This window comes from Streptomyces sp. SAI-135 (assembly GCF_029893805.1).
Taxonomy (GTDB): Bacteria; Actinomycetota; Actinomycetes; order Streptomycetales; family Streptomycetaceae; genus Streptomyces.
Window position 1 is genome coordinate 268,447 of record NZ_JARXYP010000002.1, and the last position, 23,997, is coordinate 292,443.

Here is a 23,997-nt window from a genome sequence, read left to right on the forward strand (position 1 = left end):
TTCCCTTCTGGGGAGGCAGGAGCGCGCGGCCCGAAACGTAGGTGACATGTTTCGGCTATGTCAACGGAAAGAACATCTTTCATCCGACCTTTAGCTTGCGGAAGAATACACATCACACGCAAAAACGCCATTTCCAGGCGATATGCATCACCTGGCTCAGCAGCCTGTCCGCATTTAGATCCGATGTATCAACTCGAGCGGCGGACCGTCAGGCGCTCGCAAGTCGTTTGACGAGCTTCAGCCAGCAGGCGGCCAGGGCCTCGGACTCCGTACCGGACGGCGAGACTGCCGAGTCAGGTCGCGTCAGCCGGAACACGACCGCGCGGTGGTGCGCGATGCGCCAGACACCGTCCTCGCGGACCAGGTCCGTCTCGTAGTAGCCGCTCTCCTCCGGGGTGACGGTGCCCCGCGCGCCGCACGTCCCCGTCGGCCAGCCCCCGGCTTGCTTCCGCATGTCCTGGATCCGGAACACCATGAAGTGGGCGCTGAGGGTGGCCCGGTCTCCGTCGATCTTCACAATGTGGTCGGAGGTGACGTGGTGACTCCAGTGGTCCGGCTCGTGCGGGGGCATCAGGTTGTCGTAGGGCAGGGTGTCCGTCCTATGCCGTGTCGGTGCGCTCCCGCTGACGCCCCCCGCTGCTCCCCCACCGCCCACTCACGCAAGCCGCGAGGCCGCCGGCACGCTCGCTGTGGCCACGGTCTCGCCTCGGGGTCACAGGGCGCGCTCCGGCGGTCCCCGCCTCGAGGTGGCTGACCGGCTGCGTGCTTATGCGTCGGGGAGCGAGGGCGAGCGGCGGGAAACCCCGCCCGCCGCGGCCCGATAGCTGCCGGGCGTCTGGCCGATGGTGCGGGTGAAGGTGTCGATGAAGGCGCTCGTCGTCGCCCATCCACAGCGTTGTCCGGTCTCAGTGACGGTGGCGCCCTCAGCGAGCTGGATCATGGCGTGGAACACCCGGTTGGCGGTTCTCCATTGCGGGTAGGTCATGCCGAATTCGGTCCGGAACAACCGTGCCAGGGTGCGTTCACCCACCCCGGACTGCCGAGCCAGCCAGGAGACGGTGCGGATCTGTGTCAGGTCCTCGGCGGCCAGGCCGCAAGCCCGCACCAGTCTGGGGTCCTGGGGTGTGGGCAGGGTGAGCGGCTGTGATCGCGAGCGCCGCAGTCTGTCGCGCATGACCGCCTCAAGGCGCTCCGACTCCGCTGCCGTCAGGCCTGGGTCGCTGCGGGCTATGAGGAGTTCGCGCAGCAAGGGCTCGACGGAGACGACCGCGGGCGAGGCGGACGGCAGCGGAGGGTTCTCTGGGGCGAATCCCACGGTGTGCACACAACTTTGGCCGTAGACCCGGTGCTGGTGCCAGGTGTCCGCCGGGATCCACATCGCCTGGGTGCTGGAGGCGACCCAGGACGCCTCTCCCGTCCGTACGGCGAGAACGCCGGTGCTGACGTAGATGAGTTGGTGGAACGCATGGCGGTGGCGACCGATGATCTGACCGGCGATGTGTTCGTGCCGAGTGCTCGTCGGGTGTGGGCCCGTCTGGCTGTTCTGCGACATTGAACGGCAGATTATCGGAAGCGCGGCTTCATGGCTGCCTGCGAGCGTGAAGCCATGAGCACTGCACGATCGTCCTCGCCGGGCAGGCGCGGCCGGCACGAGGGCGGGTCGTCCCGCCGCCTGGCGCGGAGGATGCGGGCGGCGGCCGTGGACCCGCGCCCCCTGTCCGTGGCGGCCTTCCGGCGCCTCCTGCCGCGCAGGCAGCGGCCTACGTGGGCACGATGGTCACCGCTGTCGCCGTGCTGGTCCAGGTCTACGCACTGTCGCACTCGTCCTTGTACGTCGGTTACACCGGACTCGCCGGACTGCTTCCGATCGTCGTGTTCGGCCTGTACGGCGGCGCCGTCGCCGACCGCGTCGACCGCCGCCGGCTCTATCTGTGCGCGTCCGTCGGCACATGGTTGATCACCCTGGCCCTGCTGGCCCAGGCTCTGGCAGATCTGCGCTCGGTGCCGTTCATCCTCGTGCTGGTGTCCGCCCAGGCGGCGGCGTTCGCCATGTCGTCCGCCGCACGCGGCGCGATCATTCCCCGCATCGTTCCGCCCGAGCTGATCCCGGCGGCCAACACCCTGTACTTCACCGTCGGAAACCTCGGCCAGGTGGCCGGTCCGCTCTGTGCGGGAATCTTCCTCGCGCTGCCCGGCGGCTTCGCCTGGGCGTACGGCGTCGATGCCGTCCTTTTCACCTTGCTGCTGTACTCGGCGTACCGCCTGCCCTCGGTGCAACCGGTCCCCACGAACTCGTCACGGGGTGGCCTCCGCTCCGTGTGGGACGGACTGCGCTTCATCAGCGGCAACCCCGTGCTGTGGATGTCCTTCGCACTCGACATCACGGCCATGGTGCTGGCCATGCCGACAGCGCTCTTCCCGCAGGTGGCCGACACCCGCTTCCACGGCGGCGTGGGACTGCTCTACACCTCGATCGCCGTCGGGTCCCTCGCGGCGGGGCTGTTCAGCGGCTGGATCGCGAAGGTACGCCGTCAGGGCGTTGCGCTGGCGGCGGCCGTGGCGGGCTGGGCCATAGCGATCGGCCTCGCGGGAACCACGTACCGGCTGTGGACGGCTGCTGTCTTGCTGGCCTGCGCCGGAGCCGCCGATCTCGTCAGCGCGGTCTACCGGGAGACCATTTTGCAGACATGTGCTCCTGATGCCCTGCGCGGACGCCTGCAGGGAGTCTTCACCGTCGTCGTCGCGGGCGGGCCCCGGCTGGGTGACCTGCGCGCGGGAGCTATGGCGACCACTACGGGGCTGGGCATCGCCTGGTCGGGCAGCGCCCTGGTGTGCCTGGTGCTGGTCGTGGCCGCCGCGGCCCTGGTGCGACCGTTCTGGCACTACGACGCGGGCTCGCAACAACAGCGCGCAGCGCCCTCCGTGAACGTGCAGCCGGACCTTCGCGTGCCAGGATCCGCTGAGAAATGAACCGGCCGGGGCCGCCGAACCGGACTGCTTCGGTTGACGTCTCAAGCCGTCTACGCCGAACCACGGTTGCCCGCCCTGTTCCCCTGCCACGCCCACCCCGTCCGCGTCGAGCAGCCGGTCGCAGAACCAGGCCGCGTCGTCCTCGGCGTCCGAAGTGGCGGCGGTCACCAGGGACCGGTCGGTCAGCCTCACCATCTCCACGGCTGTTCCCTCGCGCGCGGCCGCGGTGAGCGCGGCCTTCAGCAGTACCTCGGCACTGCCGTTCTCCTGCCCGCAGGCATGTCCGAGCAGACGCATCGACGACATCTCTCTGTGTGTTCGGGAGACGGGGCCGGTCCGCCGGGCCACGCGGGCCTCGGCGGACCGGACGCGAGCGGATGCCGGGGAGGTCAGCCGTGCAGGGCGGCGGCCAGCCAGTCGGCGCTGCGGGTGACGATCTCCGGGAAGTGGTTCGAGAGGATCTCGTAGTGCTGGCCCGGGTACTCGATGACCTCCTTCGGGTCGGGGATCCGCTCGTACATCTCGCGGGCCTCCTCGACGGGGGCGACGGTGTCCTTGGAGGCGAGGATCATCAGGACCGGGGCGGTGATGCGTTCGGCGTAGGCGCGCACCTCCATCTCGAAGATGCGGTCGAGGGTCGAGATGGTGATCGCGTTCCGGAAGCTGGGCAGCTGGTGGATCATGTTCTCGACGAATTCCAGACCCTCCTGGTCGCTGAACATGACCGGGTCCCCGGGTGCCGGGACGCCGTGCAGGCGGATGCTGGCGGCCGGCTCGCCGCGCAGTTGGGCCTGCCGGTCGGCGGGGATGAGGGCTTCCAGCTCCGCGAGCGTGTCGGCCGGTTGGAGGGTGCGTGCGCTCCAGCCGCTGACCGGGGGGATGATGCTGACGACGGCTTTGACGCGGCGGTCGGTGGCGGCCGTGAAGAGGGAGTTGGCGCCGCCGATGCTGATGCCCCACAGGGCGATGCGGTCGGGGTCGATGTCCTCGCGCAGGGTCAGATGGGTGATGACGTCGCGCAGGTCCCGGCACTGCTGCCAGGGATCGAACTGCTGACGGGGCTCGCCGTCGCTGTAGCCGGTGTTGCGGTGGTCGTAGATCAGGCAGGCCAGACCGGCGTCGGTGAAGCCCCGGGCCATGGCGAACATGGATTCCGCGGGACCGCCCAGGCCGCCCTGGAGGATGGCGACGGGCGGGCGTTCGGGGCCGTCGGCCGGGCGGAACAGTTTGCCCCGCAGGGTCAGTTCCGACACCCGGAACTCGATGTCTTCGGTGACAGGCATGGTTCTCCTCGTGGTGCGGCTCGTGTCAGGCAGGCGGCGATCAGGTGTGACTGACGGGGAGGTCGTCGGGCAGGAAGTCGATCTCGGCGGCCCGCGGGTCGGCCGAGGCGCGCAGGATGGGGAAGACCTCGGCGCGCATTTCGCTCTCGAACTCGGCCACGGCCTCCGCCACAGGTGTGTCACCGTGGGCGGCGCGTTCCAGGGCCCGGGCGAGGGCCGCCGCGTCACGCAGTGCCGTGTTGGCGCCGGAGCCGAACGAGGGAGGCATGGCGTGGATCGCGTCACCGAGCAAGGTGACACGGCCGGCCGGCCAGGGGTCTGCCGGCTGCAGGTGGCGCGTGGACACCGGGAAGATCGTCGACGCGTCGACGTGCTCGACGAGATCGGCCAGGGCGGGATCCCAGCCCCGCACCGCGGTGCGCATGAGCGCGTGCAGGGTTTCGGCGGTGCTGTGCCACAGGTCGGGAGCGTCGGCGGCGACAGGGCTGCCGGGCGGAAGGCCGAGGTTGACCATGATGTAGGGATCGACGGGATCGACGGCGGCGCCGGGCGCCAGTTCGGCCACCGCCTCGGCGACCGGCCTGCGCGGCCGGTACACGCCGTAGGCGAACATCGCACCGTTCGGCCCCGTGGCGACGGCGAAACCGTCGAACAGTGCCTCGGGCAGGCTCGCCGCCAGATCGTCGGTCAGCGGTGCGGTGGAGTACAGGCCGCGCATGCCGGTGTCCACGACCGCAACGCCGGGCAGCAACTGCCTGCGCACGACGGAGTTGATGCCGTCGGCGCCCACCAGTACGTCCCCGGTCTCGCTCGTGCCGTCGTCGAGCAGCACCCGTACCTTCTCGCCGTCCGTCTCGAAGCCGGTGACGGTGCTGTCGTAGCGGACGATGTCCTCCAGGCCCAGGCCCATGATCTGGCGCAGCGTGCGCCTGTTGACCGCTGTGTGCGGCCGCCGCGGGTCGTTGGGCGGGCCGATGTGGGGACGGGCACCCAGTTCGCGGGCCTGGTGGTCGAGCATGACCATGACCTCACGGCGCGGCGTCTCCCGCGAGGTCTGCATGTACAGCTCGAAGAGGTTGTCCGGCAGGCACTGCTGAAGAGCGCGGCCACCCGCGCCGTTCATGTGCAGGCGGTAGCCGGCCCGCCCGATGCCCGGCGCGCTCTCGTAAACGGTGCAGCTGATGCCCGCGCGGCGAAGACCCTGCGCCAGACAGAGCCCTCCGAGGCCTCCGCCGGCGATCAGGACATGGAACGACGGCATTGTCGCCTCCTTGATGGGCTCGGAAACACCTGCATCGATCGGTGCAGGCCCGAGCATGCGAACGTCTGGGGCGGTGGCGGTCCTCTGACACGAGGCCCCGCCGAACCGTGTCACCACTCTTGCGTCCGTACTGGGATCAGGGAAGCCGAAATCACCTATGCTCGACATAGACAGAGCTGATGATCATTTGAGGTGGGTGCCGTGACTCTGGACCTCAACCTGCTGCCGTCGCTGGACGCGCTCCTCCAGGAGCGCAGTGTGACGCGGGCCGCGCAACGGCTCGGTCTGAGCCAGCCCTCGCTGAGCGCAGCCCTGGCCCGGCTGCGCCGGCACTACGGCGACGAACTCCTCGTCAGGGTGGGCAACAGCTACGAGTTGACCCCCCTGGCGGAACGACTGGTAGAACACACCGAGCAGGCCCTGAGCTGGGCGGACCGGGTCCTCCAGACGCGCCCCGACTTCGATCCCACGCAGGCCCGGCACGAGTTCACCGTCATCATGGCCGACTGCCAACTGCCCACGTTCGGGCGGGCTTTGGCCGACCTGGTTCGCACCGCAGCGCCGAACGTGCGGCTGCGGTTCCAGCACAGCACCGAACGGGTCGTACAGCAGGCACTGGACAACCTGCGCACAGTGGACGCCCTCGTCCTGCCCCAGGGCATCCTGTCGAACATCCCCACCTTCGACCTGTACAAGGACCGCTGGGTGTGCGTGGTGTCCGCCGACCGTGCCCCCGCTGTCCTCGGGCGGGAGGAACTGGCGGCACGCCCTTGGGTGTTGCCCTACCGCCACCCGTCGCCGGTCTTCTCCCCACTCAACCGCCTGCACGCCGAGGGCATCGAACCGCACGCGGAGATCGTCACGGAGAACTTCCTGGCCATTCCCCACCTGGTCGCCGGGACCGACCGGATCGGCCTGATGCCCGAACGGGTCGCGCTCCCCGCCCTCTCCGGACAACCGATCACCGTCGTCCAACCAGCCTTCGAGATCGGCCACTTGGTGGAGTCCCTGTGGTGGCATCCCCTCCATGAGCGGGAACCGGCACACATATGGCTGCGCCGCATGGCCGCTCAGGCCGGCCAGACCGTGGACAGCGGCCCCATGACATCGTGATGACATCGCGCCAGATCCGGATACCCACCTTTGGACGTCACCGCCCGAGACAGCTCTCGATGCCACTCGCCGGAGGGGCTGTCGACAAAGGTCGCCCCTGACATGCCAACGGCCAACCACACTCCGGACGACGCCTCTGACCAGGCCAGATGGCGAACCGCTGCCAGAGCACCAAGGCGTTCATGCCGTCAGGCGGGCGGCGAGCAGGGCCACGTCGTCGTGGAAAGACTTCCTCACAATGGGCGAGGAAGGCGTCGCACAATTGTGACAGGGAGGCCGTGGCGTGGAGGGCGGCTGTGTCGGCGGCTTGGTGCATGCCGACGGGAACCATGCTGACGTGTCGGTTGTTCTTGGGGGGCGCGGGCAGGTCGGGCCCCCAGCCGGATGCACCGTTGGGGGCGTACAGGACATCGACTTTGCCGTCGGCGACGGCGTGCAGGGGGTCGCTGGCCATGGCGGTGTCGGTGGCGTGCTGGGCGGTGGTGCGGCGCCACCGCCGATGCCCGTTGTCCGCGTCCAAGGCGTACACGATGGCCTTTCCACCCGTCGTGCAGGCGTAGACCAGTGCCTCATCCGCCGTAAGGTGCGCCGGAGCGGTGCGCGCGTTCCAGCGAATGGGGCCGGTGGCGAGGTCCAGGGCGTGAACGCGTCCGTTCTTGCTGCTGGAGAAGACTTTGCTTCCCGCTGCGATGAGTTCGTTGCGCACCGGGGCGGGCGACGGTGGCCGCCCGGGCCGCGTCGCCGGTGGCGCCATTGAAGGCGTAGACGCGGCCGTTGCGGCCGACCGCGATGACCTTTCCGTGAGCGACGACGGAGCCTGCGCCCACCTCTTTGTCGACTCAGGGGCTCCAGCGGCGGCGGCCGGTGGTGGCGTTCAGGGTCTGGATGCGGCCGTTGTGGTCGGCTGCGAAGACCGGTCCGTTGGCCGTCACCGGTCCCGTGGCGGGATCGAGGGGAGCGCTCCAGCGGGGTTGGCCGGTGGCGGGGTTGAGGGCGTAGACGGTGCCGTTGGTGTCGCCGGCGTACATCGTGCGGCGGGTCGCGGTGGGCCCGGCGGACAGGGTGGTGTCGACCGGGGTGGTCCAGGGGGCGGGGACGGCAGCAGGGTGGTCAACGCCCATGCTCCTGCTGCTACCGCCGACACCAGGACGGTCCACAGTGCCGAGACCGCCGCCGGCCGCCACCGGATCCTGGCAAACCGCGACGGCTCGGTGGACGCTGCGGTGCTGGGCCCGAAGCCAGGGGCCGACAGGGCCCCGGGCCACTCGTTTCCGCCTCGGAAACCACCCAGTCCTCGCCGTCCGGACCGGTCCCCGACGCCATCCGGCCGAAAGCCGCCACCCGATGAGTGGAAGGGCTCTCGTCTGTCGGCACCGGCTGCGCTCACTGCTGTCGTTCCTCTTCTCGCAACCCGCACCGTCCTGCGGCAACCTGGGACCGAGTCCCAGGTGTCTGCGGCGGGAGTCGTCCACGGCCCAGAGGATCGGGCCCTGGCTGTCGACAAGCCCTGCCGGCGATCACCATCGGATCCGAGTCGCCGCGAACCCCCGGATTGCACGGGCTCATTGGACGCGTCGCCCTCCCGTTGTCAAAGGATTGTTTGACAACAGGGAGTCGATGGCCGGAGAGCCACTCACTGCTGCGGCGGGGACGGAGGTGGTCACGGTTCGAATAGATCGTGCGCAGCGGGTCAGCTGTCTTCGCCCGGAGGTGCGGCGATGCCCTGCTGGGCGCGGCGGAAGTCGCCAGGGCTGGCTCCGGTGTGGCGGGTGAAAAACTTGCCGAAGTTGGTGGGTTCGGAGAAACCGAGGCGGCGGGCGATGGTGGCGACGGGTTCGTCGGTGTGCGCGAGGAGCCGCTGCGCCTGGAGCGTGACGCGGGTGTCGATGACGTGTTTGACGGATCGTCCGGTGGCTGCCTGGCAGGCACGGGTGAGGGTCTTGACGGTGTAGCCGAGGCGGTCGGCGTAGTCCTCGGCACGCCGGGTGGTGGCGTAGGAGCGTTCCAGTTCGGCGTGGAAGCGGGCGTAGACCTCGCCGCCGGCGCGGGAGGCGGCGGGCGCGCCGTGGCGGGGCAGGCGGTCGATGTGCAGCAGCAGCGCGGCCAGCAGCAGGCGCAAGATCTCGTGGGACGCGCCGTCGGGGCGACGGTATTCGGCGTGGAGTCGGGCGAGCAGGGCGGAAGTGGTGGCGTAGTCGCTGCTGGTGCCCAGTTGCCAGCAGCTGGGGGCGGACCAGTCGTCGGCGAGGCGGCTGGCAGCCGCCATCGCCTCGGGGAAGGTGGGGGTGAACAGCAGGTGCGTGCCGTTCATCCGGCCGGTCTGGGCAAAGCGCTGCACCTGGCCGGGGCGGACCCACAGCAGGGTGCCGGGCCGGCACGGGTAGGCGACGAAGTCGACGGTGTGCTCGGCACGGCCCTGGGTGATCAGGGTGAGGGAGTGGAAGTCGGCGCGGTGGACCCGTTGCAGGCTGCCGTCGGCGACCCTGCGGTGCAGCGCGGACAGGTCGGTGATCTCGATACCGGGAACCGGGGCGCTGGGCGGGTTGAAGCTGAACCCGGGGATCTCCTCCCCGCCTGCAGGCTCGCGGGCGGGGCTTCGATCACTGCCGGGCAAGTCCGAATCTGACCATGACACGTCTCTACGTTACCTCGCTGGCCTGTGGTTTTTCCCGGACAGTGGATGGCGAGCACGGGCAAGGACCTCGACCCACCACAAGGATGCAGACCATGAACGGCACCATGACGGTCATCGACAGGGACGCGGTGCGCATCCACAGCTACATGGCCCCCGATGACAGCCTGAACGTCACCACGCAGCTGATCGAGACCCCGGCGCGACTGATCGCCGTGGACGCCCAGTACACCCTGTCGTACGCCGACGAGGTCGTCGCCTACGCGCGCGGCCTCGGCAAGCCACTGGACCGGGTGATCATCACCCACGCCCACCCGGACCACTTCCACGGCGCCGCCCGCTTCGGCGCCCCCGTGCACGCGCTGGCCGCGGTACGCGAGCAGATCGCCGCCCAGGGCGACGGCCAGGACCCCACCGGTGCCGTGATCCCGGTCGCCGACATCACGCCGACCATAGACGTGGCACCGGGCACCGAGGTCATCGACGGCATCCCATTCGTCTTCGAGGCCCATCACGGCGGCGAGGCCCCGGACCAGCTGGCGATCAAGCTTCCCGAGCAGGGCGTCCTGGTGGCCCAAGACCTCGTCTACCACGCCACCCACCTCTTCCTCGGCAACAACGACATTCCCGGGTGGACCAAGGCCGTCGAACAGCTCGCCGCCGACCCCGCCTACGACACCGTCCTGCCCGGCCACGGCCTGCCCGCCGGCCCCGAGGTCTTCGACCAGCTGCGCCGCTACCTCACCGACGCGGCCGAGCTGCTCGGCGACGACGGCGAGGCGTACAAGCGGGCCATCACGGCGCGCCATACCGGCTTCGGCGGCACGTTCCTGATCGACATCGGCAACCAGTACCTCTTCGGTACCGACAACACCTGACTTTTCTGCACAGCGAAAGGGATCACCTCATGAGCAGGATCACCGTGTTCGGCGCCGCCGGGAAGGCCGGCTCCCGTGTCGTCGCCGAGGCCGCCGCCCGCGGCCACCAGGTCACCGCCGTCGTCCGCGATCTCGACGCACTGTCGGTCCTCCCCGACGGCGTGCAGGCCGCCGCGGGCGACGTCACCGACCTCAAGGCTGTCGCCGCCCACGCCAAGGACGCCGATGCGATCGTGCTGACCGTCGGCGGCCCGGACGCCGCCCTCTACACCAACGCCGTCTCCGCCGCCGCATCGGCCGCCCGCGCCCTGGGCCCGGCCGGCCCGCGCATCCTCCACATGGGCGGCGGCGCGAGCCTCCTCAACAGCGAGGGCGTGCGCTTCTTCGACACCCCCGGCTTCCCCGAGGAGTTCAAGCCCTACGCCATCGGCCAGATCCGCGCACTCGACGCCTACCTCACCCTCGGCGACGACGTGACCTGGACCTACCTGTCCCCGCCCCCGGTCCACTTCACCCCCGGCACGCGCACCGGCCACTACCGCACCGGCCTCGACCACCCCGTCCTCGGCGACGACGGCCAGGCCCGCATCTCCTACGAGGACTACGCCGCCGCCCTCGTCGACGAAATCGAAAACCCCCGCCACCTCAACCGGCGCTTCACCGTCGGCTACTGAACAACCAGCCATGACGGCCTCTCGAGCGCGCCGCGGGGGCCCAGAGGCCGCCATGCAACCGCGCAAGCGACCGAAGCAGCGGTCCAGCCCGGAGTCCTAGGGCACCGCTTTCGGCTGTACCGGCCCGCGGCTACTCGTCGCTGGCCTCCTCGCCCTCGGCCTCCACCGGATGGCGCAGGGGCCGCAGCGCCGGCCGGCATGGCCAGGCGCCGCGGAAAGCCCAGGATCATTGCAGCGTCACCGGGCTTGCCGAGGTCCCTCCCCGCAAGGTCACCCCGCACATGTTCCGCCGGACTACGGCCATGCTCACCCGCGACTACGCCGACTCGGAAAATCCCCGTCGGCATGCAGCTCAAGCACGCAGCCACCCGAGCGTCGGCCAATCGCTGGACCCAGGGCTCCATGGATCACGCCCCCTCCTGGGCCCGCCTCCTCACCACCGCCATCGCCGAACGCCGATTCCAACGGCTGAGAGACCTTTTCGACGCCGACAGTCGCGGCAACCACTGCATCCTGGACGAGAACAACCCCGTCGGTGCGAAGTGCCTCAAAGCCGCCATCGTGCTGGCGATGATGCTGTTGCCGCAGCGTCGGGCTGGCAGCGGTCGGTGAGTGGCCCTTGCTGTCCTGGGCGGCCCTCCGCCACGGCTGTCCTGGGCGGCCCTCCGCCACGGCCGAGAAGGCCCTTCAGAGGCCATGGAACGTCTCTCCACTGGTCGGCCCGTCCGTGAACACCGCCCTGCGCGAGAAGATCACCCAACGCTCAGCCGTCGTCATCCCGCTCGACCGAGCACACGCCACACCCCACACGCGAGTTGCTCGTCGACTGGGACAACCACGTCAGCCAGAGCGCGGCAAGCAAACACGACCAGGCCCAGGCCGCGGAGGGACCGCCCGCCTCCGCCGCCAACTGCGAGACAAGCAACACGAACGACAACGACTCCCAGACGAAGTCGACTGCCCACGGTCATCGCGGCCCTGCTCGCGGATGAAAGTGACTCGGAGCCAGCCTGGGGCCGACGGACGACATGATGAGGCGAGACTGAACGCCCCCGGAATCCCGCCGGCACCGTGTCGGGGCACCAAGGCGCGTGGTAGCTTCCGTATACAAGGTGTATGCGAGAGCTGGGGGCTGCCGTGACGTCCGGTCGGGAGAAGGCGTACACGTATCTCAAGGACACGGTCCTGACGGATCCCGGGATGCAGAGCGCCTTCCTGTCGGAGCAGGAGCTCGCCGACCGTATCGGCGTCTCCCGCACGCCCATCCGGGAGGCGCTGCTGCAACTCGCGGCCGAGGACCTGGTCGAGCTGGTGCCCAAGCGAGGCGCCCGGGTGTCTCCCCTGACGGGTCGGGAGATACGCGAGCTCATGGAGCTGCGGGGCATCGTCGAGCGGTACGCCGCCCAGCAGCTCGTCTCCGGAGGCGGAGCGCCGGTGGCGGAGCTGCGGTCCCTGCTGGAACGGCAGCGCGAGCTCACCGGCGCCGACCAGGCCCGCGAGTTCATCGCCGTGGACCACCGTTTCCACGCGGCCCTGGTGTCCGCCGTCGGCAACGCCCTCCTCGACCGGCACTACGAGGGCCTGCGCAGCCGGCAGGTCCGGGCCGGAGTGGTCGCCCTCTTCAACCAGCAGGGACGCCAGGAAGCGGTGCTGGAGGAACACGAGGCCATCCTGGACGCCCTGGAAGCCGGTGACACGCAGGCCGCGTGGGCCGCCATCGACCATCATCTGGAGTCGACGCTCAAGGTGCTGCTCGCGGGTTAGGACGCGGGGTAGGTGATCACCAGCATGGTGACGCCGTCCGGGGAGGTCCAGGGGCCGTGCGGCATGCCGGGCGGGCGGCAGGCGTACATGCCGGCGGTGAAGGTCCGGCCGAGCGTCAGGTCGTGCAGCTCTCCCTCGACGAGGTAGACCTCCTCCCAGAAGTCGTGGCGGGTCACACCGGCCGCCGAGGTGTCGGTGCCCGGCGCCCAGCGGACCAGCGCCGTACGGGATCCGCGCTCGGGGTCGTCAGCCAGTACTTGCTCCTCGACGCCGGGGCCGGCGCCCGCCGGGGCTCGCCACGGTCCGTCGGGGAGGTGGAACTCCAGCTCGGGCTTGCTCATCGCCACACCTCCGGGCGCCGGTTGGCCAGCACGGAGGTCCGCTGCCGGACCGCGGCGACCTCGTCGATGTCCAGGTCGGCCACCAGCAGCTCGGGCTCGGCGCCCAGAGCGTGCCGCACGGTCCCGTCGGGTCCGACGACGAGACTGTGCCCGATCCCCGTCGGGACAGAACCCGGTCCGGTGCCGGGGTCGGCCTGGTCGACGGCGGCGAGCCACACGGTGGCGTCCAGCGCGCGGGCCCGGGCAAGCAGCTCCCACTGCTCGCGTTTGCCGGGTCCGGCACCCCAGGAGGCGGCCAGCAGCGTGGCGACGGCTCCGGCGTCGGCGTGCGCCCGGAACAGTTCCGGGAAGCGGATGTCGTAGCAGGTGGCCAGGCCCAGGCGTATGCCGTCCACCTCGATGACCGCCGTGGCGGAGCCCGCGGCGACGGTGTCGGACTCGCGGAAGCCGAAGGCGTCGTAGAGGTGGATCTTGTCGTACGACGCCTCGGTCCCGAGCCCGGTGGCGAGCAGGGTGTTGGTCACCCGGCCGCCGGTGGCCGGGGTGAACATGCCGGCCACGACGACCGTGCCGGTGGCGCGGGCGATGCGCCGTACGCCGTCGGCCCACGGTCCGTCCAGGGGTTCGGCGAGCGGTGCCAGTGGGGTGCCGAAGCAGGCCATCGACGCCTCCGGGAAGACGACGACGCGGGCTCCGGCGTCCGCGGCACGCTGGGTCCACTCCTCGACGAGCCGGAGGTTCTTGCCGGGGTCGGGGCCGGTGGTGAGCTGGCTCAGGGCGATCCGCACGGTGCGGTCCTCCTTCAGAAGCGGGTGGGGGTGGCGTCCGCCGCCTGGGGCACCGTGGGCGCGGCGAGGGCGGCGTCCTCGTCGACGGCGGCCTCGGGGCCGCGCCCCAGACAGACGCCGACGAGTGAGACGGCGCAGGCGAGGGCGATGTACACGGCCAGCGGAGCCCAGGTGCCGTAGGCGCTCAGCAGGGTGGTGAACAGCAGCGGGGCGACGGCGCCGCCGATGATCCCGGCCAGGGTGTAGGCCAGCGACGAGCCGGTGTAGCGCAGCCGGGGCGCGAACTGTTCGGCGATGAAGGCGGCCTGCGGACCGTACAGACAACAGTGGATCACCAGGCCCACGACGACCCCCGTGGCGAGCGGCAGCCAGGTGCCGCCACCGATCATCGGGAAGAACACGAAGGGCCACACACCGGCGGCCAGTGCGGCACCGCCGTACAGCAGACGGCGGTCGACCCGGTCGGAGAGAGCGCCGGCCAGCGGCATCAGGAAGACCTGGATCGAGGAGCCGATGAGCACGGCCGCGAGGGCGGAGCCGCGTGACATGCCGAGCTCCTGGGTGGCATACGTCAGGACGAAGACGGTGAACATGGCGTACAGCACATCGGGGCCGACGCGGCAGAGGATGGCGGCGAGCAGGGCGCGGGGCTGAGTGGTGAACACCTCGCGGATGGGTGCCTGCGGCCGGGAGTGCTCGGCCTCCAACGCCTTGAACACCGGGGTCTCCTCCAGCTTCGCCCGGATCCACAGCCCGAACGCGACGAGAACGCCGGAGAACAGGAACGCCACCCGCCAGCCCCACGTCTCGAACTGCGCCTCGGTCAGCAGCGCCCCGAGGGCGGCAAGTACGCCATTGGCCAGCAGGTTTCCGGCGGGCGGACCGACCTGCGCGGCGGAGGCGTAGAAGCCGCGCCGACGCGGGTCCCCGAACTCGCTGGACAGCAGGACGGCCCCGCCCCACTCGCCGCCGACGCCGACGCCCTGAGCGAAGCGCAGCACGACCAGGGCGATCGGGGTGGCCACGCCGGCCGTGGAGTACGCGGGCAGGACGCCGATCAGGAACGTGGCCACACCGATCAGGACCAGCGTGGCGATCAGCACCTTCTTTCGGCCGATCACATCACCGAGGCGGCCGAACACGAAGCCGCCCAGCGGGCGCGAGACATAGCCGACCGCATAGGTGGAGAACGCCAGGAGCGTGCCGGTGAGCGGGTCCTGGGAGGGGAAGAACAGGTCACCGAAGACCAGAGCGGCCGCGGCGGAGTAGACGGCGAAGTCGTACCACTCGAGGGCGGTGCCGGTCAGGCTCGCGACGAAGGCCCGGCGGACGCCGGCGCGCCGATCGGACGCCTGGGCGTCGTCCTTCGGGGCGTTGGACATGGTTCCCATCCTTTGCTGGGTGAGGCGCTTGGGGGACATCGACCTTCCGGCATACTTCTTGTATACAGGTCGTATGCGCAACCCCTGCGCGAGAACTTCACCGCGGCGAAACGTGGAGACCCACCGCCGCCGCGGTCCCGTCACCCGATCCCTGGGAGTGCCCTCATGGCCGTGCTGACCTTCGAACTGCCCGACGGATCGACGCGCGAGGTCGACGTCGTCCAGGTCCTCAACGCCGGATACGCCGGGCGCAGCCAGGAGGACGTCGCCGCGCATGTCGCGGAGCTCGCCGAACTGGGCGTGCCCGGCCCGTCCGTGACGCCGGCCCTCTACCCCGTCTCCCCCTACCTCGCCCAGCAAACGGACCGCGTTCACGCCCAGCACGGGCGCACCTCCGGCGAGGCGGAGTGGGCCCTCGTCGTGGCGGACGACGGGGAGCTGCTGCTGACCGCCGCCTGCGACCACACCGACCGCGACCTGGAGGTGCACGGTGTGGCCTGGAGCAAGAACGCCGGCCCCGACGTCCTCGCTCGCCGCGCCTGGCGCCTGACCGACGTGGAGTCCCGCCTCGACGACCTCACCCTGCGCGCCTGGGTCACTCACGGCGACACGCGAACCGAGATCCAGCGCGGCACCCTCGCCGAACTCCTCACGCCCGCCTACTGGGTCGACGTCCTGCGCTCGCGCGGCGCGCTCACGCCCGGCACCGTCCTGATCTCCGGCACCATCCCCATGGCCCCCGGTGTCGATCAGTTCGCCGACGGCTGGAGCGTGGAACTGGCCGACCCCGCCACCGGAGACACGATCCGCCTTCACTACGAAGTCCAGCCCATGCCGGCACCCGTCGGCTGACACGACGGCCCGATGCCGAGGCCGGCGGAGTGCGAGCGAAGTACCGCCCGCCGGCCGGCTCATCGGCGTCGGTCACGGGGCCGCATCCCGGCCGAAGGCCCGCCCCCCTGCTTGCTCGGCCCGGACACGTGGCAGCGCCGCACCTTCTCTGGGCAGGAGCGGCCGTCCCAGGCCGAGGTCCGCGACCTGGTCGCCGATGCGGTCTGCAGCGAGGCCCACTCCGGAACGGCCGCGTGATCACCGTCAGCGGACACCGCGGCTCTCCTGGCCGCCCTCGATTCGACACCCCCGGAGCGCGGGGTGGCGAACATGTGATCGCGGCGGCCGACCTCCTGCTCACGTCGCCGCTCCTGTCTGGCGGAACTCGATCATGTCGCCACGTGTGAGCTCGGGAGGCTGACCACACAGGCCGGTGGACGGGTCCGCTGCCGGAACGGTCGCAGGCTGAGGCTCAGGTACCTCGGGTGTCAGGGCGTGCAGGCAGCGGCGAGGCGAGGGACGAGGACGGTCTTCACCACGTCGGTGATTCGGTTGGTGTTGTAGCAGAGCTTGCGCAGGCGCCAGCCCATGAGGGGGCTGTGGACTGTTCGCCGAGACAGCAGATCTTGGCGCGGGTGCTGTTGTGTCGCCGCTGCCAGCATGTGAGCCGACGGCCCCTGAACGGCACCCGGACGGGGCGCCCGGCGCCCTGGTAAGCCTTGTCCGCCCAGCACTTCAAGTCGGCCTCGGCGAGCGCTTCGATGACGCCGTGGCGCCGGGCGGCGGTCAGGTCATGGGACCTCCCCCGCGGACCACCGCGGCGGTCCATCCGGGCAATGCCGGTGCGGCCCACAGTAGTCGGCCAACGGGTCGGCGAGGACCTGGACGTTCATGCCGTGGCGTTTGTGTTTCCCGGAGTAATACGGGGTGTCGGCGGCTACCCGGTCGATCGTCTGCAGGATGCCGTCCAGGATCACGAAGGCTTTCGCCTTGGAAACTGCTCAAGGTTTCGGCGCCTTTCCGGTCGCCGGCGTGCTCCAGCATCTCAGCCAAGTGGAAGGGGGCATCCGGGTGGCCCAATTCCGGCACCCTCCGTAGCCGTACCGGTCCGCTGGGCCCGCCGCAGCCGACGAGCGGTGGGTCCAGCGGACGGATGCCGTGCCGCGGTCAGCTGAGCCAGCTGCCCAGAGCGCATTCGGAGGCGGTGACCCACCGATGGGACCTGATGCGGTCGTTGACGACCTCCCCCGTGTTGGCGAAGTAGTTGTCCGTGAGGAGGTCGGCCCACCTCTCTCCCGGAGCGAGGCAGACGTAGCCCTTCAGGTACTGGTAGTCCTTCTCGGCGTAGAAAGCGACGACGTCCCTGCCTCCGATGTATCCGCTGTTCATCACTGAGGTCGCCCTCATCTGGGCCAGTCCCTGGAACCCACCGGCGCTGTCGCCCCAGAAGCGGTCGTCTCCCTGGTCCTCGCCGAGGAAAAAGCCGTCACAGCCGTAGTCGTCCCAGGCCCGAACATAGCCGTCGCGGCCCGGCCACTTGCTCGCGCAGACCCACTCCTGCGTCCCCGCTGAGGCGGAGGTGGCCGGTGCGATGAGGCCGAAGGATGCCAGGGCGACGACGAGGGCGGCTGTAGCTGATCTGCGCATGACGTACTCCTTGATGTCCGCCTCTGAACGAGGCATGCGGTTCCCACGGACGGACCGTGGAGGTGAGAGGTGGTCAGACCCGAGGGCCGACGATCTTCCTGGCGCGGTCGAGTGCCAGGTGCTGCAACCGGACGTAGGTGTCGAGGGCGTCGCCGTAGCGGTCGCGCAGTTGGGCGACGTAGTGGCGCTCGCGCTCCTCGCCGATGGGGCGAAGGTCGCAGGCCCGCGCGCAGGTCGCGTCGGTGACGGCGAGTTTCCGCTCGGCCTCGAAGACCTTGGGCTCGGCCACGCGATCCGAACGCGCGATCGCCGCCTGCCGGGAGGCGCCAGGGTCCTTGTAGTCGTAGCCGGCCTTCTTCATGCAGCGCGACCAGGCGCTCTGTGCTGCGGAGAACCGCTGGTCGGCCAGTACCTTGGGCACGTACAGCGAGCGGAGGTGTCCGGAGGTCTTCTCCGCGCGGAACCATTCCCTCGGGTCCCCGTAGAGCTTCTTCTCGGACTCGGCCACGCAACCGCCCATCTGCTTGCTCACGGTCCCGCCGCCGGGGATCTTGACGGAGATCACCGGTACGTCGAGTCCCCCGTCCAGAGCCTTGTCGTAGGCCTGTCGCCGCTGCGTGGAGAGCGTCTTGCGGTAGGCGAGGTTGGGGTTGGCGGCCCGGGCGGCGGCATCCTTGGCCACCAGGCGGCTGCCATAGCCGTACTCGCGGGCCCAGTCGACGTCGTCCAGTACGTAGCCGAGCGTTCGGCTTTCCGCCAGACTGAGCCGCTGGGCTTCCCAGAATTCGAAACCCTGGCGTCTCATGCACGTACCGATCAGCCGTTGTTGGGCGTCTGAAATCCGCAGCTGTTCGGCATCGGTCAGGGGGGCGGCCTCGGCAGCCGACAGGCCCACCGTGTGGCGCGGGGTGTCGTCGGTGGCGGCGCAGCCGGTCAGGACGGCCGACACGAGGAACAGGCCGATCACAGCCTTGCGCATGGAGTCCTCTCGGGTGAGACGGGGGACGGGGGTCTCAGCAGGAACCGGACAGAGTGTCGAAATCGACAAACGGGTCATGTCTCAACGGCGTGCGCCCACGCATACAACGGGCAGGGTTTCGGGGACAGTTGGGCGACCTCGACCATCCGAACGATTCAGGCAAGGGCGGTTGCCCGAGGGTGGGTGTCGGTGGTCCGGATGCGCGCCGATCCGGACACCGACCAAGTTGCGGGTGTCGGGCTGTTGCAGTGGCCGTAGTACGCATCCGGCGGCGTTTGCAGGGCTGCGCACACGGGCTTGGACAGCAGACCTCCTCTAGGGCACGAGGTGATGGAGACGGTGTGCCGCTGTCGTTGCCGTACGTCACAAGGGTGTCTGCTGTCAGGGAGGTAGACCAATACCTTTCGGCCCGAGCCGAAATGGGCAGGTGGTGCAGCTCGAGCAGCACCGGCGAGTTGAAGACCTCGTCAAGGCCACCGCCGACGGCTTCTACCGCTACTCGTTCCCCGGCACCACGACCACCCGGGCCGTCAGCGCCGCCGGCGACTACGGCGACTACGGCGACGTGACGTAGAACGTGCTGAAGGGGTTGTTAATCGTCCGCCGCGAGGAAGGACGCCCCTGGACTGCTGTGGGCCGTGGCGGACGCCCGATGAGCTGAGACGAGGGACCCGTGAGGCTGAGGCGCGCGGGCCCTTTCCTCCGCCGCGGTAATTTCGGCAATCCCAATGGTGTGCACTCATAGGCTCCCGTCGCCCACTGGGGCATGCACACTTCACAGGCTGCCCGAGGCTCGTGGCGCAACGACGGTGACGGCAATGCGTCGTTCAGGGCTCGTACGAGAATCGCCACCGGCTGGCAGGGCTGCAAGGGGCTCTTCCAGGACTTGGTGCGGGCTTCCTTCAGCACCACCACCGTGAGGGCGAAGATCTGCCTGACGCCAGATCATCAAGGCGTGCAGGTGGAGACTGGCGAGGTAGCTGTTGGGCGTCTTGTCGTGTCGGGAGTCTCACTGTCCCCAGTCCGGCCTCCTGGTACGTCACCCTCCGGGGCGGGTGAGGCACGTGGAGCCGACATGAGCCGACTGGTGCACTGATGTCCGGGTCGGAACTCACGGGGCATGGGCCGGCACCCGGTTCAGATTCCGGGGAGGATACGGCGCGTCTCGTAGGCCCACATCGCGATCTCGACCCGGTTGCGGGCGCCGAGTTTGGCCATCAGGCTGGCCAGATGCGTCTTCACCGTGCTGAGGCTGATGTGCAGCGCGTCGGCGATCTCGGTGTTGGTCAGCCCGCGGGCGACGGCGAGGAGCACCTGCTCCTCGCGAGCGGTGACCGGGGAGACCGGCTGGGCCACGGGCCGGCCGGCGGGCAGGTCTGCGAATGCCTGGAGCAGACGGACGGTGACGCTGGGCGCGATGAGCGCCTCACCGTCGGACGCCGAGCGTACGGCCTGGGCCAGGAGGTCCGGTCCCGTGTCCTTGAGGAGGAATCCGCGGGCGCCGGCACGCAGCGCGCGCCGTAGACGTACTCGTCAAGGTCGAACGTGGTGATGACGACCACGGCCAGCGGGTCGGCGACGCCCGGGCCGGCGATCAGCCGGGTGGCCTCGAGCCCGTCGATCACGGGCATGCGGATGTCGAACAGGCAGACGTCGGGGCGTAGTTCGCGGGCCAGACCTACCGCTGTCCGTCCATCGGCGGCCTCGCCGACCACCTCGATGCCGGGCTGGGCGTTCAGCATGATCCGCAACCCGGTGCGGATGATCGTCTGGTCGTCAGCGACGAGGACGCGAATGGGCACCGCTCTCGTTCCTCGCTCTCGGCAGTTCGGCTTCGACATGCCAGCCCCGGTCGGCACCAGGGCCGGCTCGTAGTGTGCCGCCGAGCAGGGTCGCGCGCTCGCGCAGTCCGGTAAGTCCGTATCCGTCGCGACCCCGGCCGGTGCGCCGACCGTTGTCGCGCACGCTCACCCGTACCGTGTGCCGTTCCGCGGCGACCCGGACGACGAGCTCGGTCGCGTCGACCGCATGGCGCAGCGCGTTGGTCACCGACTCCTGCACGATGCGGTAGACGGCCGCGTCCACGGCCGGGGGCAGCGCGTCCAGTTCGCCCTCGAGCCCCAGGTCGACCCTGAGGCGACCCCCCGGGGTGCGCACCAGGCGCTCCAGATCCGCGACTCCGGCAGGGGGTGCCAGCTCGGCGCCGACCCCGCGGTCGCGCAGAGTGGCGACCATGGCGCGCATTTCCTCCAGCGTGCGCGCTCCTTCCTCCTCGACCTCCTCCAGCGCCTTGACGGCGGCGGACGGGTCGGCGCCCGCGAGCACCCCGCCCGCCTGGGCGATGATCACCATGGCCGACACGTGGTGGGCCACCGTGTCGTGCAGTTCCCGGGCGAGCTGCTCGCGCTCGCGGGAGCGCACCTGCTCCACCTGCCGCTCGCGAGCGGTCACCCAGAACCGCACGGCAGCCCCGACCACGCCTGGCAGCAGCAGGAAGACGATGCCCACGACGTTCTCGACGACCGGCGTCTCGTCCGTGACGGAACACAGCACGCCGGCCGTGAGGATCACCGCGCCGCCCAGCACGATCTCGCGTCCCGATCCCCACCGGGGCAGCGCGTACACCAGCACGAGCACGACCGTGCCGGTGTACAGGCCGACGGGCTCGCGCGCAGCGCCGACCAGCGAGGCCATCTGAAGCAGGACCACCGAGCCGAAAGCCAACGTCACCATCGCCAGAGGGCGGGTCCGGCGCCACAGGGACAGCAGGCACAGCCATACGGCGAACACCACCGCCACCGGCCGCCACACGACGTTCTCGCGCAGGGTGGCCTCCAGCAGCACCCCGCCCAGGCCCGCGGTGAGCAGCGCCCAGTCCCGCCACAACCGGGCAGGCGCGGCGGGCGGCCGGGGCTCGGTCCACAGGTTTCGCAGGTCGTCTCGCAGCACGGTTCTCAGCCTAGGGACCGCGGCGCGGCGCGCATCGGCCGAAAGGACGGTTCGTCACTCCGTCCCGGGGCCGACGCATCCACGGCCCGCGGGCCGATGCCGCGGAGCGCCGTGGCGACGAGCCTCGGCATCGGCGGCCGTACAAGGACGGCCGTCGCGGTGTTTGGAGGAACCGATGCTCTCGAAAGCCCTGTTGCGCCTGGGCGCAAGCGCCGCCCGCCATCCCTGGCGGGTGATCGCGGCATGGCTCATCGCCGCCACGCTCGCCGTCCTCGCCGCGCTCACCATCGGTGGGCGGACCGCGGACTCGATGACCGCTCCGGGACTGGACTCCCAACGGGCCGCGCAACTGATCGAGCGGGCCGGCACCGGCCAGGAGGGGATGACCGCGCAAGTGGTCGTCACCCCCCTCGACGAGGGTGCGACGTTCTTCGACCACCCCAGCGCGCGCACCGCTCTGGCGCGGCTGCAGACCGAGGTGCGGCGGCTGCCGCACGTGCTCGGCACGAGCGACCCGGCGGGGACGCTCGACGCAGGCGGGGACACCGCCGTGCGCGAAGGCCTGGTCTCGGCCGACGGACGGATCGCGGTCGTCCGGGTGCAGTACCCCGACCAGAGCCGACTGTCGACCGAAGACCTGGACGCCCTCGTCGATCTCGGCGACCGGCTGCGCTCCGAACTGCCCCTGCGCATCGAGATGGGCGGGAACCTCTTCTACGCCTTCTCCGACGCCGACGGCGGCGTAAGCGAACTGATCGGCCTCCTTGCCGCGGCCGCGATCCTGTTCCTGGCGTTCGGTTCGCTCGTCGCCGCCGCACTGCCGATCGGCATGGCGGTCTTCGGGCTGACCATCGGGGTCGCCACGATGACGGTACTGGCGGGGGTGACGGACGTCCCCACCTTCGCACCGGTCCTGGGCAGCATGGTCGGGCTCGGAGTGGGCATCGACTACGCGCTGTTCGTACTCGCCAGGCACCGGGAGTACCTCGCGCGCGGGCTCGATCCGCACGAGGCGGCGGGGCGAGCGGTGGCCACGGCGGGGAGGCCCGTGGTCTTCGCCGGCGGCACCGTCGTCGTATCGATCCTCGGCCTGGCGGTCGCGAACGTGCCGTTCATGACGGTGGGCGGGTTCGCCGTCTCGATCGTCGTCCTGATCATGGTGGTCGCGTCGGTGACGCTGCTGCCGGCCTTCCTCGGCGCCGCCGGCCCACGCCTGGCCCGGGCCGGCCGGGTCAGCCGCGCTCTGCGGGCCAGGAAAGTGGGCCGACTCGCACGGCGGCGGGACCCGGTGGCGGCCGCCGCCCCCAGCACAGGGTGGCGGCGCTGGATCGGGCACGTCAGCAGGCACCCGGTGCCCTACGCGGTCGGCGCGGCGGGGCTGCTGCTGACCGCGACGCTGCCCGTGCTCGGCCTGCGCGTCGGGCTGCCCGACGACGGCTCACTGCCCCACAGCCGTACCGAGCGCCGGGCCTACGAACTCGTCGCCGAGGGGTTCGGTCCGGGCACCAACGGTCCCTTCGTCATCGCCGCGGACCCCGCCGGTGATCCGCGAGTGCTGGACCGACTCGTCGGAGCGGTCGCGGCGGATCCGGGCATCGCGTCCGTCGCGCCGACGCATATCGATCGGGTCACTGGCATCGCGACCCTCGTGGTGTTCCCGACCACCAGCCCTCAGGACAAGGCCACGGCCGACACCATCGCCCGGCTGCGCACGGACGTGCTGCCCACGGCGATCGGGCACGGCCCGGCCAGGGCCCACGTCGGCGGCGCCGCCGCGAGCCTGTCCGATGTGGGCCAACGCACCAGCCAGCGCCTGCCGGTGTTCGTCGCCGCCGTGCTGGCGATGTCGTACCTGCTACTGATGCTGGTCTTCCGCTCGGTACTCGTACCGCTCAAGGCGGTACTGCTGAACCTGCTGAGCATCGGCGCGGCTTACGGCATCATGGTCGCGGTCTTCCAGTGGGGCTGGGGAGGCGCACTTATCGGGCTGGAAGCGACGGTTCCGATCGTGTCGTTCATCCCGATGTTCCTCTTCGCCATCCTGTTCGGCCTGTCGATGGACTACGAGGTGTTCCTCCTCTCCCGCGTACGCGAGGAGTACCTGCGCACCGGCGACAACGGCACGGCGATCGTCGAGGGCGTCTCGGGCACCGCCCGGATCATCACCTCGGCCGCCCTCATCATGGTGGCGGTCTTCCTGTCCTTCGCCGTCGCCGAGGATCCCTCCACCAAAATGTTCGGGCTCGGCCTGGCCACCGCGATCTTCATCGACGCCACGGTCGTACGCATGGTGCTCGTACCGGCGACCATGACACTCCTCGGCCGGACCAACTGGTGGCTGCCGAGGTGGCTGGACCGCATGCTTCCCCGCGGCCCGGTCGGCACCGACGACACCGACGACACCGACGACACCGACGACACCGACGCGGAATCCCCTGGTGAGGCCCCGCGTCCACGGCTGGTTGACCGTTGACTCGACTCCTGCCCGACCTCGGCGTCCGGGAC

General features: G+C 70.2%; 22 protein-coding genes and 2 pseudogenes. 9 read left to right on the forward strand and 15 right to left on the reverse strand.

The genetic code is table 11. The features are described from left to right. Positions 1-208: 208 nt before the first annotated feature. Together M2163_RS05830 and M2163_RS05835 are read right to left on the reverse strand one after the other, a co-directional pair. Entirely contained in the window at positions 209-571 is a 363-nt protein-coding gene (locus M2163_RS05830; RefSeq protein WP_280893309.1) for a nuclear transport factor 2 family protein, read from the reverse strand. A gap of 195 nt (positions 572-766) precedes the next feature. After that, a complete protein-coding gene (locus M2163_RS05835) occupies positions 767-1,552 on the reverse strand; it encodes a helix-turn-helix transcriptional regulator (protein ID WP_280853944.1) in 786 nt (261 codons plus the stop codon). 221 nt (positions 1,553-1,773) lie between these two features. On the opposite strand from M2163_RS05835, the gene M2163_RS05840 reads away from it, so the two are divergent. Next, positions 1,774-2,970 carry an MFS transporter gene (locus M2163_RS05840; protein WP_280853943.1) on the forward strand — a complete coding sequence of 399 codons (1,197 nt, stop codon included), beginning with the start codon at positions 1,774-1,776 and terminating at the stop codon, positions 2,968-2,970. A 389-nt stretch (positions 2,971-3,359) separates the two neighbouring features. On the opposite strand, the gene M2163_RS05845 is transcribed toward M2163_RS05840, so the two are convergent. Together M2163_RS05845 and M2163_RS05850 are read right to left on the reverse strand one after the other, a co-directional pair. Then, the gene (locus M2163_RS05845; RefSeq protein ID WP_280853942.1) at positions 3,360-4,253 is read right to left on the reverse strand and encodes an alpha/beta fold hydrolase; all 894 of its coding nucleotides are present in this window, start codon (positions 4,251-4,253) and stop codon (positions 3,360-3,362) included. Between the two features lie 40 nt (positions 4,254-4,293). Continuing rightward, a complete protein-coding gene (locus M2163_RS05850; RefSeq protein ID WP_280893310.1) occupies positions 4,294-5,514 on the reverse strand; it encodes an FAD-dependent monooxygenase in 1,221 nt (406 codons plus the stop codon). Positions 5,515-5,715: 201 nt separating this feature from the next. On the opposite strand from M2163_RS05850, the gene M2163_RS05855 reads away from it, so the two are divergent. Beyond that, positions 5,716-6,627 carry a LysR family transcriptional regulator gene (locus M2163_RS05855; protein ID WP_280853940.1) on the forward strand — a complete coding sequence of 304 codons (912 nt, stop codon included), beginning with the start codon at positions 5,716-5,718 and terminating at the stop codon, positions 6,625-6,627. Between the two features lie 37 nt (positions 6,628-6,664). Here the strand turns inward: M2163_RS05855 and M2163_RS05860 are convergent, their stop codons facing one another. From M2163_RS05860 to M2163_RS05870, 3 genes are all read right to left on the reverse strand, one after another. Next, positions 6,665-7,333: a PQQ-binding-like beta-propeller repeat protein gene (locus M2163_RS05860; protein ID WP_280853939.1), complete on the reverse strand. Its 669-nt coding sequence runs from the start codon at positions 7,331-7,333 to the stop codon at positions 6,665-6,667. Positions 7,334-7,466: 133 nt separating this feature from the next. Continuing rightward, on the reverse strand, positions 7,467-7,748 hold the full coding sequence (locus tag M2163_RS05865) for a PQQ-binding-like beta-propeller repeat protein (RefSeq protein ID WP_280853938.1): 282 nt from the start codon (positions 7,746-7,748) through the stop codon (positions 7,467-7,469). Positions 7,749-8,317: 569 nt separating this feature from the next. Continuing rightward, on the reverse strand, positions 8,318-9,241 hold the full coding sequence (locus M2163_RS05870) for an AraC family transcriptional regulator (RefSeq protein ID WP_280853937.1): 924 nt from the start codon (positions 9,239-9,241) through the stop codon (positions 8,318-8,320). Between the two features lie 113 nt (positions 9,242-9,354). Here M2163_RS05870 and M2163_RS05875 point away from each other — a divergent pair, with 113 nt between their 5' ends. From M2163_RS05875 to M2163_RS05890, 4 genes are all read left to right on the forward strand, one after another. Further along, positions 9,355-10,137, forward strand: coding sequence for an MBL fold metallo-hydrolase (locus M2163_RS05875; protein ID WP_280853936.1), 783 nt, complete (start codon positions 9,355-9,357; stop codon positions 10,135-10,137). Positions 10,138-10,166: 29 nt separating this feature from the next. Next, positions 10,167-10,811, forward strand: coding sequence for an NAD(P)H-binding protein (locus M2163_RS05880; RefSeq protein WP_280893311.1), 645 nt, complete (start codon positions 10,167-10,169; stop codon positions 10,809-10,811). Between the two features lie 345 nt (positions 10,812-11,156). Then, complete coding sequence (locus tag M2163_RS05885; protein WP_280853934.1) at positions 11,157-11,423, forward strand: hypothetical protein; 267 nt, start codon at positions 11,157-11,159, stop codon at positions 11,421-11,423. Between the two features lie 504 nt (positions 11,424-11,927). Then, complete coding sequence (locus M2163_RS05890) at positions 11,928-12,575, forward strand: GntR family transcriptional regulator (RefSeq protein ID WP_280853933.1); 648 nt, start codon at positions 11,928-11,930, stop codon at positions 12,573-12,575. Here the strand turns inward: M2163_RS05890 and M2163_RS05895 are convergent. The 3 genes from M2163_RS05895 to M2163_RS05905 are packed head-to-tail and all read right to left on the reverse strand — an operon-like array spanning position 12,572 to position 15,086. Beyond that, positions 12,572-12,916: a cupin domain-containing protein gene (locus M2163_RS05895; protein WP_280893312.1), complete on the reverse strand. Its 345-nt coding sequence runs from the start codon at positions 12,914-12,916 to the stop codon at positions 12,572-12,574. The genes M2163_RS05890 and M2163_RS05895 overlap by 4 nt on opposite strands. Further along, complete coding sequence (locus tag M2163_RS05900) at positions 12,913-13,704, reverse strand: carbon-nitrogen hydrolase family protein (RefSeq protein WP_280893313.1); 792 nt, start codon at positions 13,702-13,704, stop codon at positions 12,913-12,915. Before M2163_RS05900 ends, M2163_RS05895 begins: the two co-directional genes overlap by 4 nt. Before the next feature lie 14 nt (positions 13,705-13,718). Beyond that, positions 13,719-15,086 carry an MFS transporter gene (locus M2163_RS05905; protein ID WP_280893314.1) on the reverse strand — a complete coding sequence of 456 codons (1,368 nt, stop codon included), beginning with the start codon at positions 15,084-15,086 and terminating at the stop codon, positions 13,719-13,721. 165 nt (positions 15,087-15,251) lie between these two features. Between M2163_RS05905 and M2163_RS05910 the strand changes: the two genes are divergently transcribed. Then, positions 15,252-15,938 (forward strand): DUF2848 domain-containing protein, encoded by a 687-nt coding sequence (locus M2163_RS05910; protein ID WP_280893315.1) that lies wholly within the window; start codon positions 15,252-15,254, stop codon positions 15,936-15,938. 467 nt (positions 15,939-16,405) lie between these two features. On the opposite strand, the pseudogene M2163_RS05915 reads toward M2163_RS05910, so the two are convergent. The 3 genes and pseudogenes from M2163_RS05915 to M2163_RS05925 form a co-directional block, all read right to left on the reverse strand. Beyond that, positions 16,406-16,903 (reverse strand): annotated as a pseudogene (locus tag M2163_RS05915) (transposase family protein); the annotation flags it as partial. A gap of 181 nt (positions 16,904-17,084) precedes the next feature. Then, a complete protein-coding gene (locus tag M2163_RS05920) occupies positions 17,085-17,564 on the reverse strand; it encodes a hypothetical protein (RefSeq protein WP_280853928.1) in 480 nt (159 codons plus the stop codon). A 73-nt stretch (positions 17,565-17,637) separates the two neighbouring features. Further along, entirely contained in the window at positions 17,638-18,543 is a 906-nt protein-coding gene (locus M2163_RS05925; protein WP_280853927.1) for a hypothetical protein, read from the reverse strand. A 427-nt stretch (positions 18,544-18,970) separates the two neighbouring features. On the opposite strand from M2163_RS05925, the gene M2163_RS05930 reads away from it, so the two are divergent. Beyond that, positions 18,971-19,117 (forward strand): hypothetical protein, encoded by a 147-nt coding sequence (locus M2163_RS05930; protein ID WP_280897436.1) that lies wholly within the window; start codon positions 18,971-18,973, stop codon positions 19,115-19,117. Between the two features lie 563 nt (positions 19,118-19,680). On the opposite strand, the pseudogene M2163_RS05935 reads toward M2163_RS05930, so the two are convergent. Together M2163_RS05935 and M2163_RS05940 are read right to left on the reverse strand one after the other, a co-directional pair. Continuing rightward, positions 19,681-20,345: pseudogene (locus M2163_RS05935) on the reverse strand (response regulator transcription factor). Continuing rightward, positions 20,320-21,492, reverse strand: a complete 1,173-nt coding sequence (locus M2163_RS05940) for a histidine kinase (RefSeq protein ID WP_280893316.1) — start codon at positions 21,490-21,492, stop codon at positions 20,320-20,322. The pseudogene M2163_RS05935 and the gene M2163_RS05940 overlap by 26 nt, the downstream one beginning before the upstream one ends. A 175-nt stretch (positions 21,493-21,667) precedes the next feature. On the opposite strand from M2163_RS05940, the gene M2163_RS05945 reads away from it, so the two are divergent. Next, on the forward strand, positions 21,668-23,965 hold the full coding sequence (locus M2163_RS05945) for an MMPL family transporter (RefSeq protein WP_280893317.1): 2,298 nt from the start codon (positions 21,668-21,670) through the stop codon (positions 23,963-23,965). Positions 23,966-23,997: the final 32 nt, after the last annotated feature.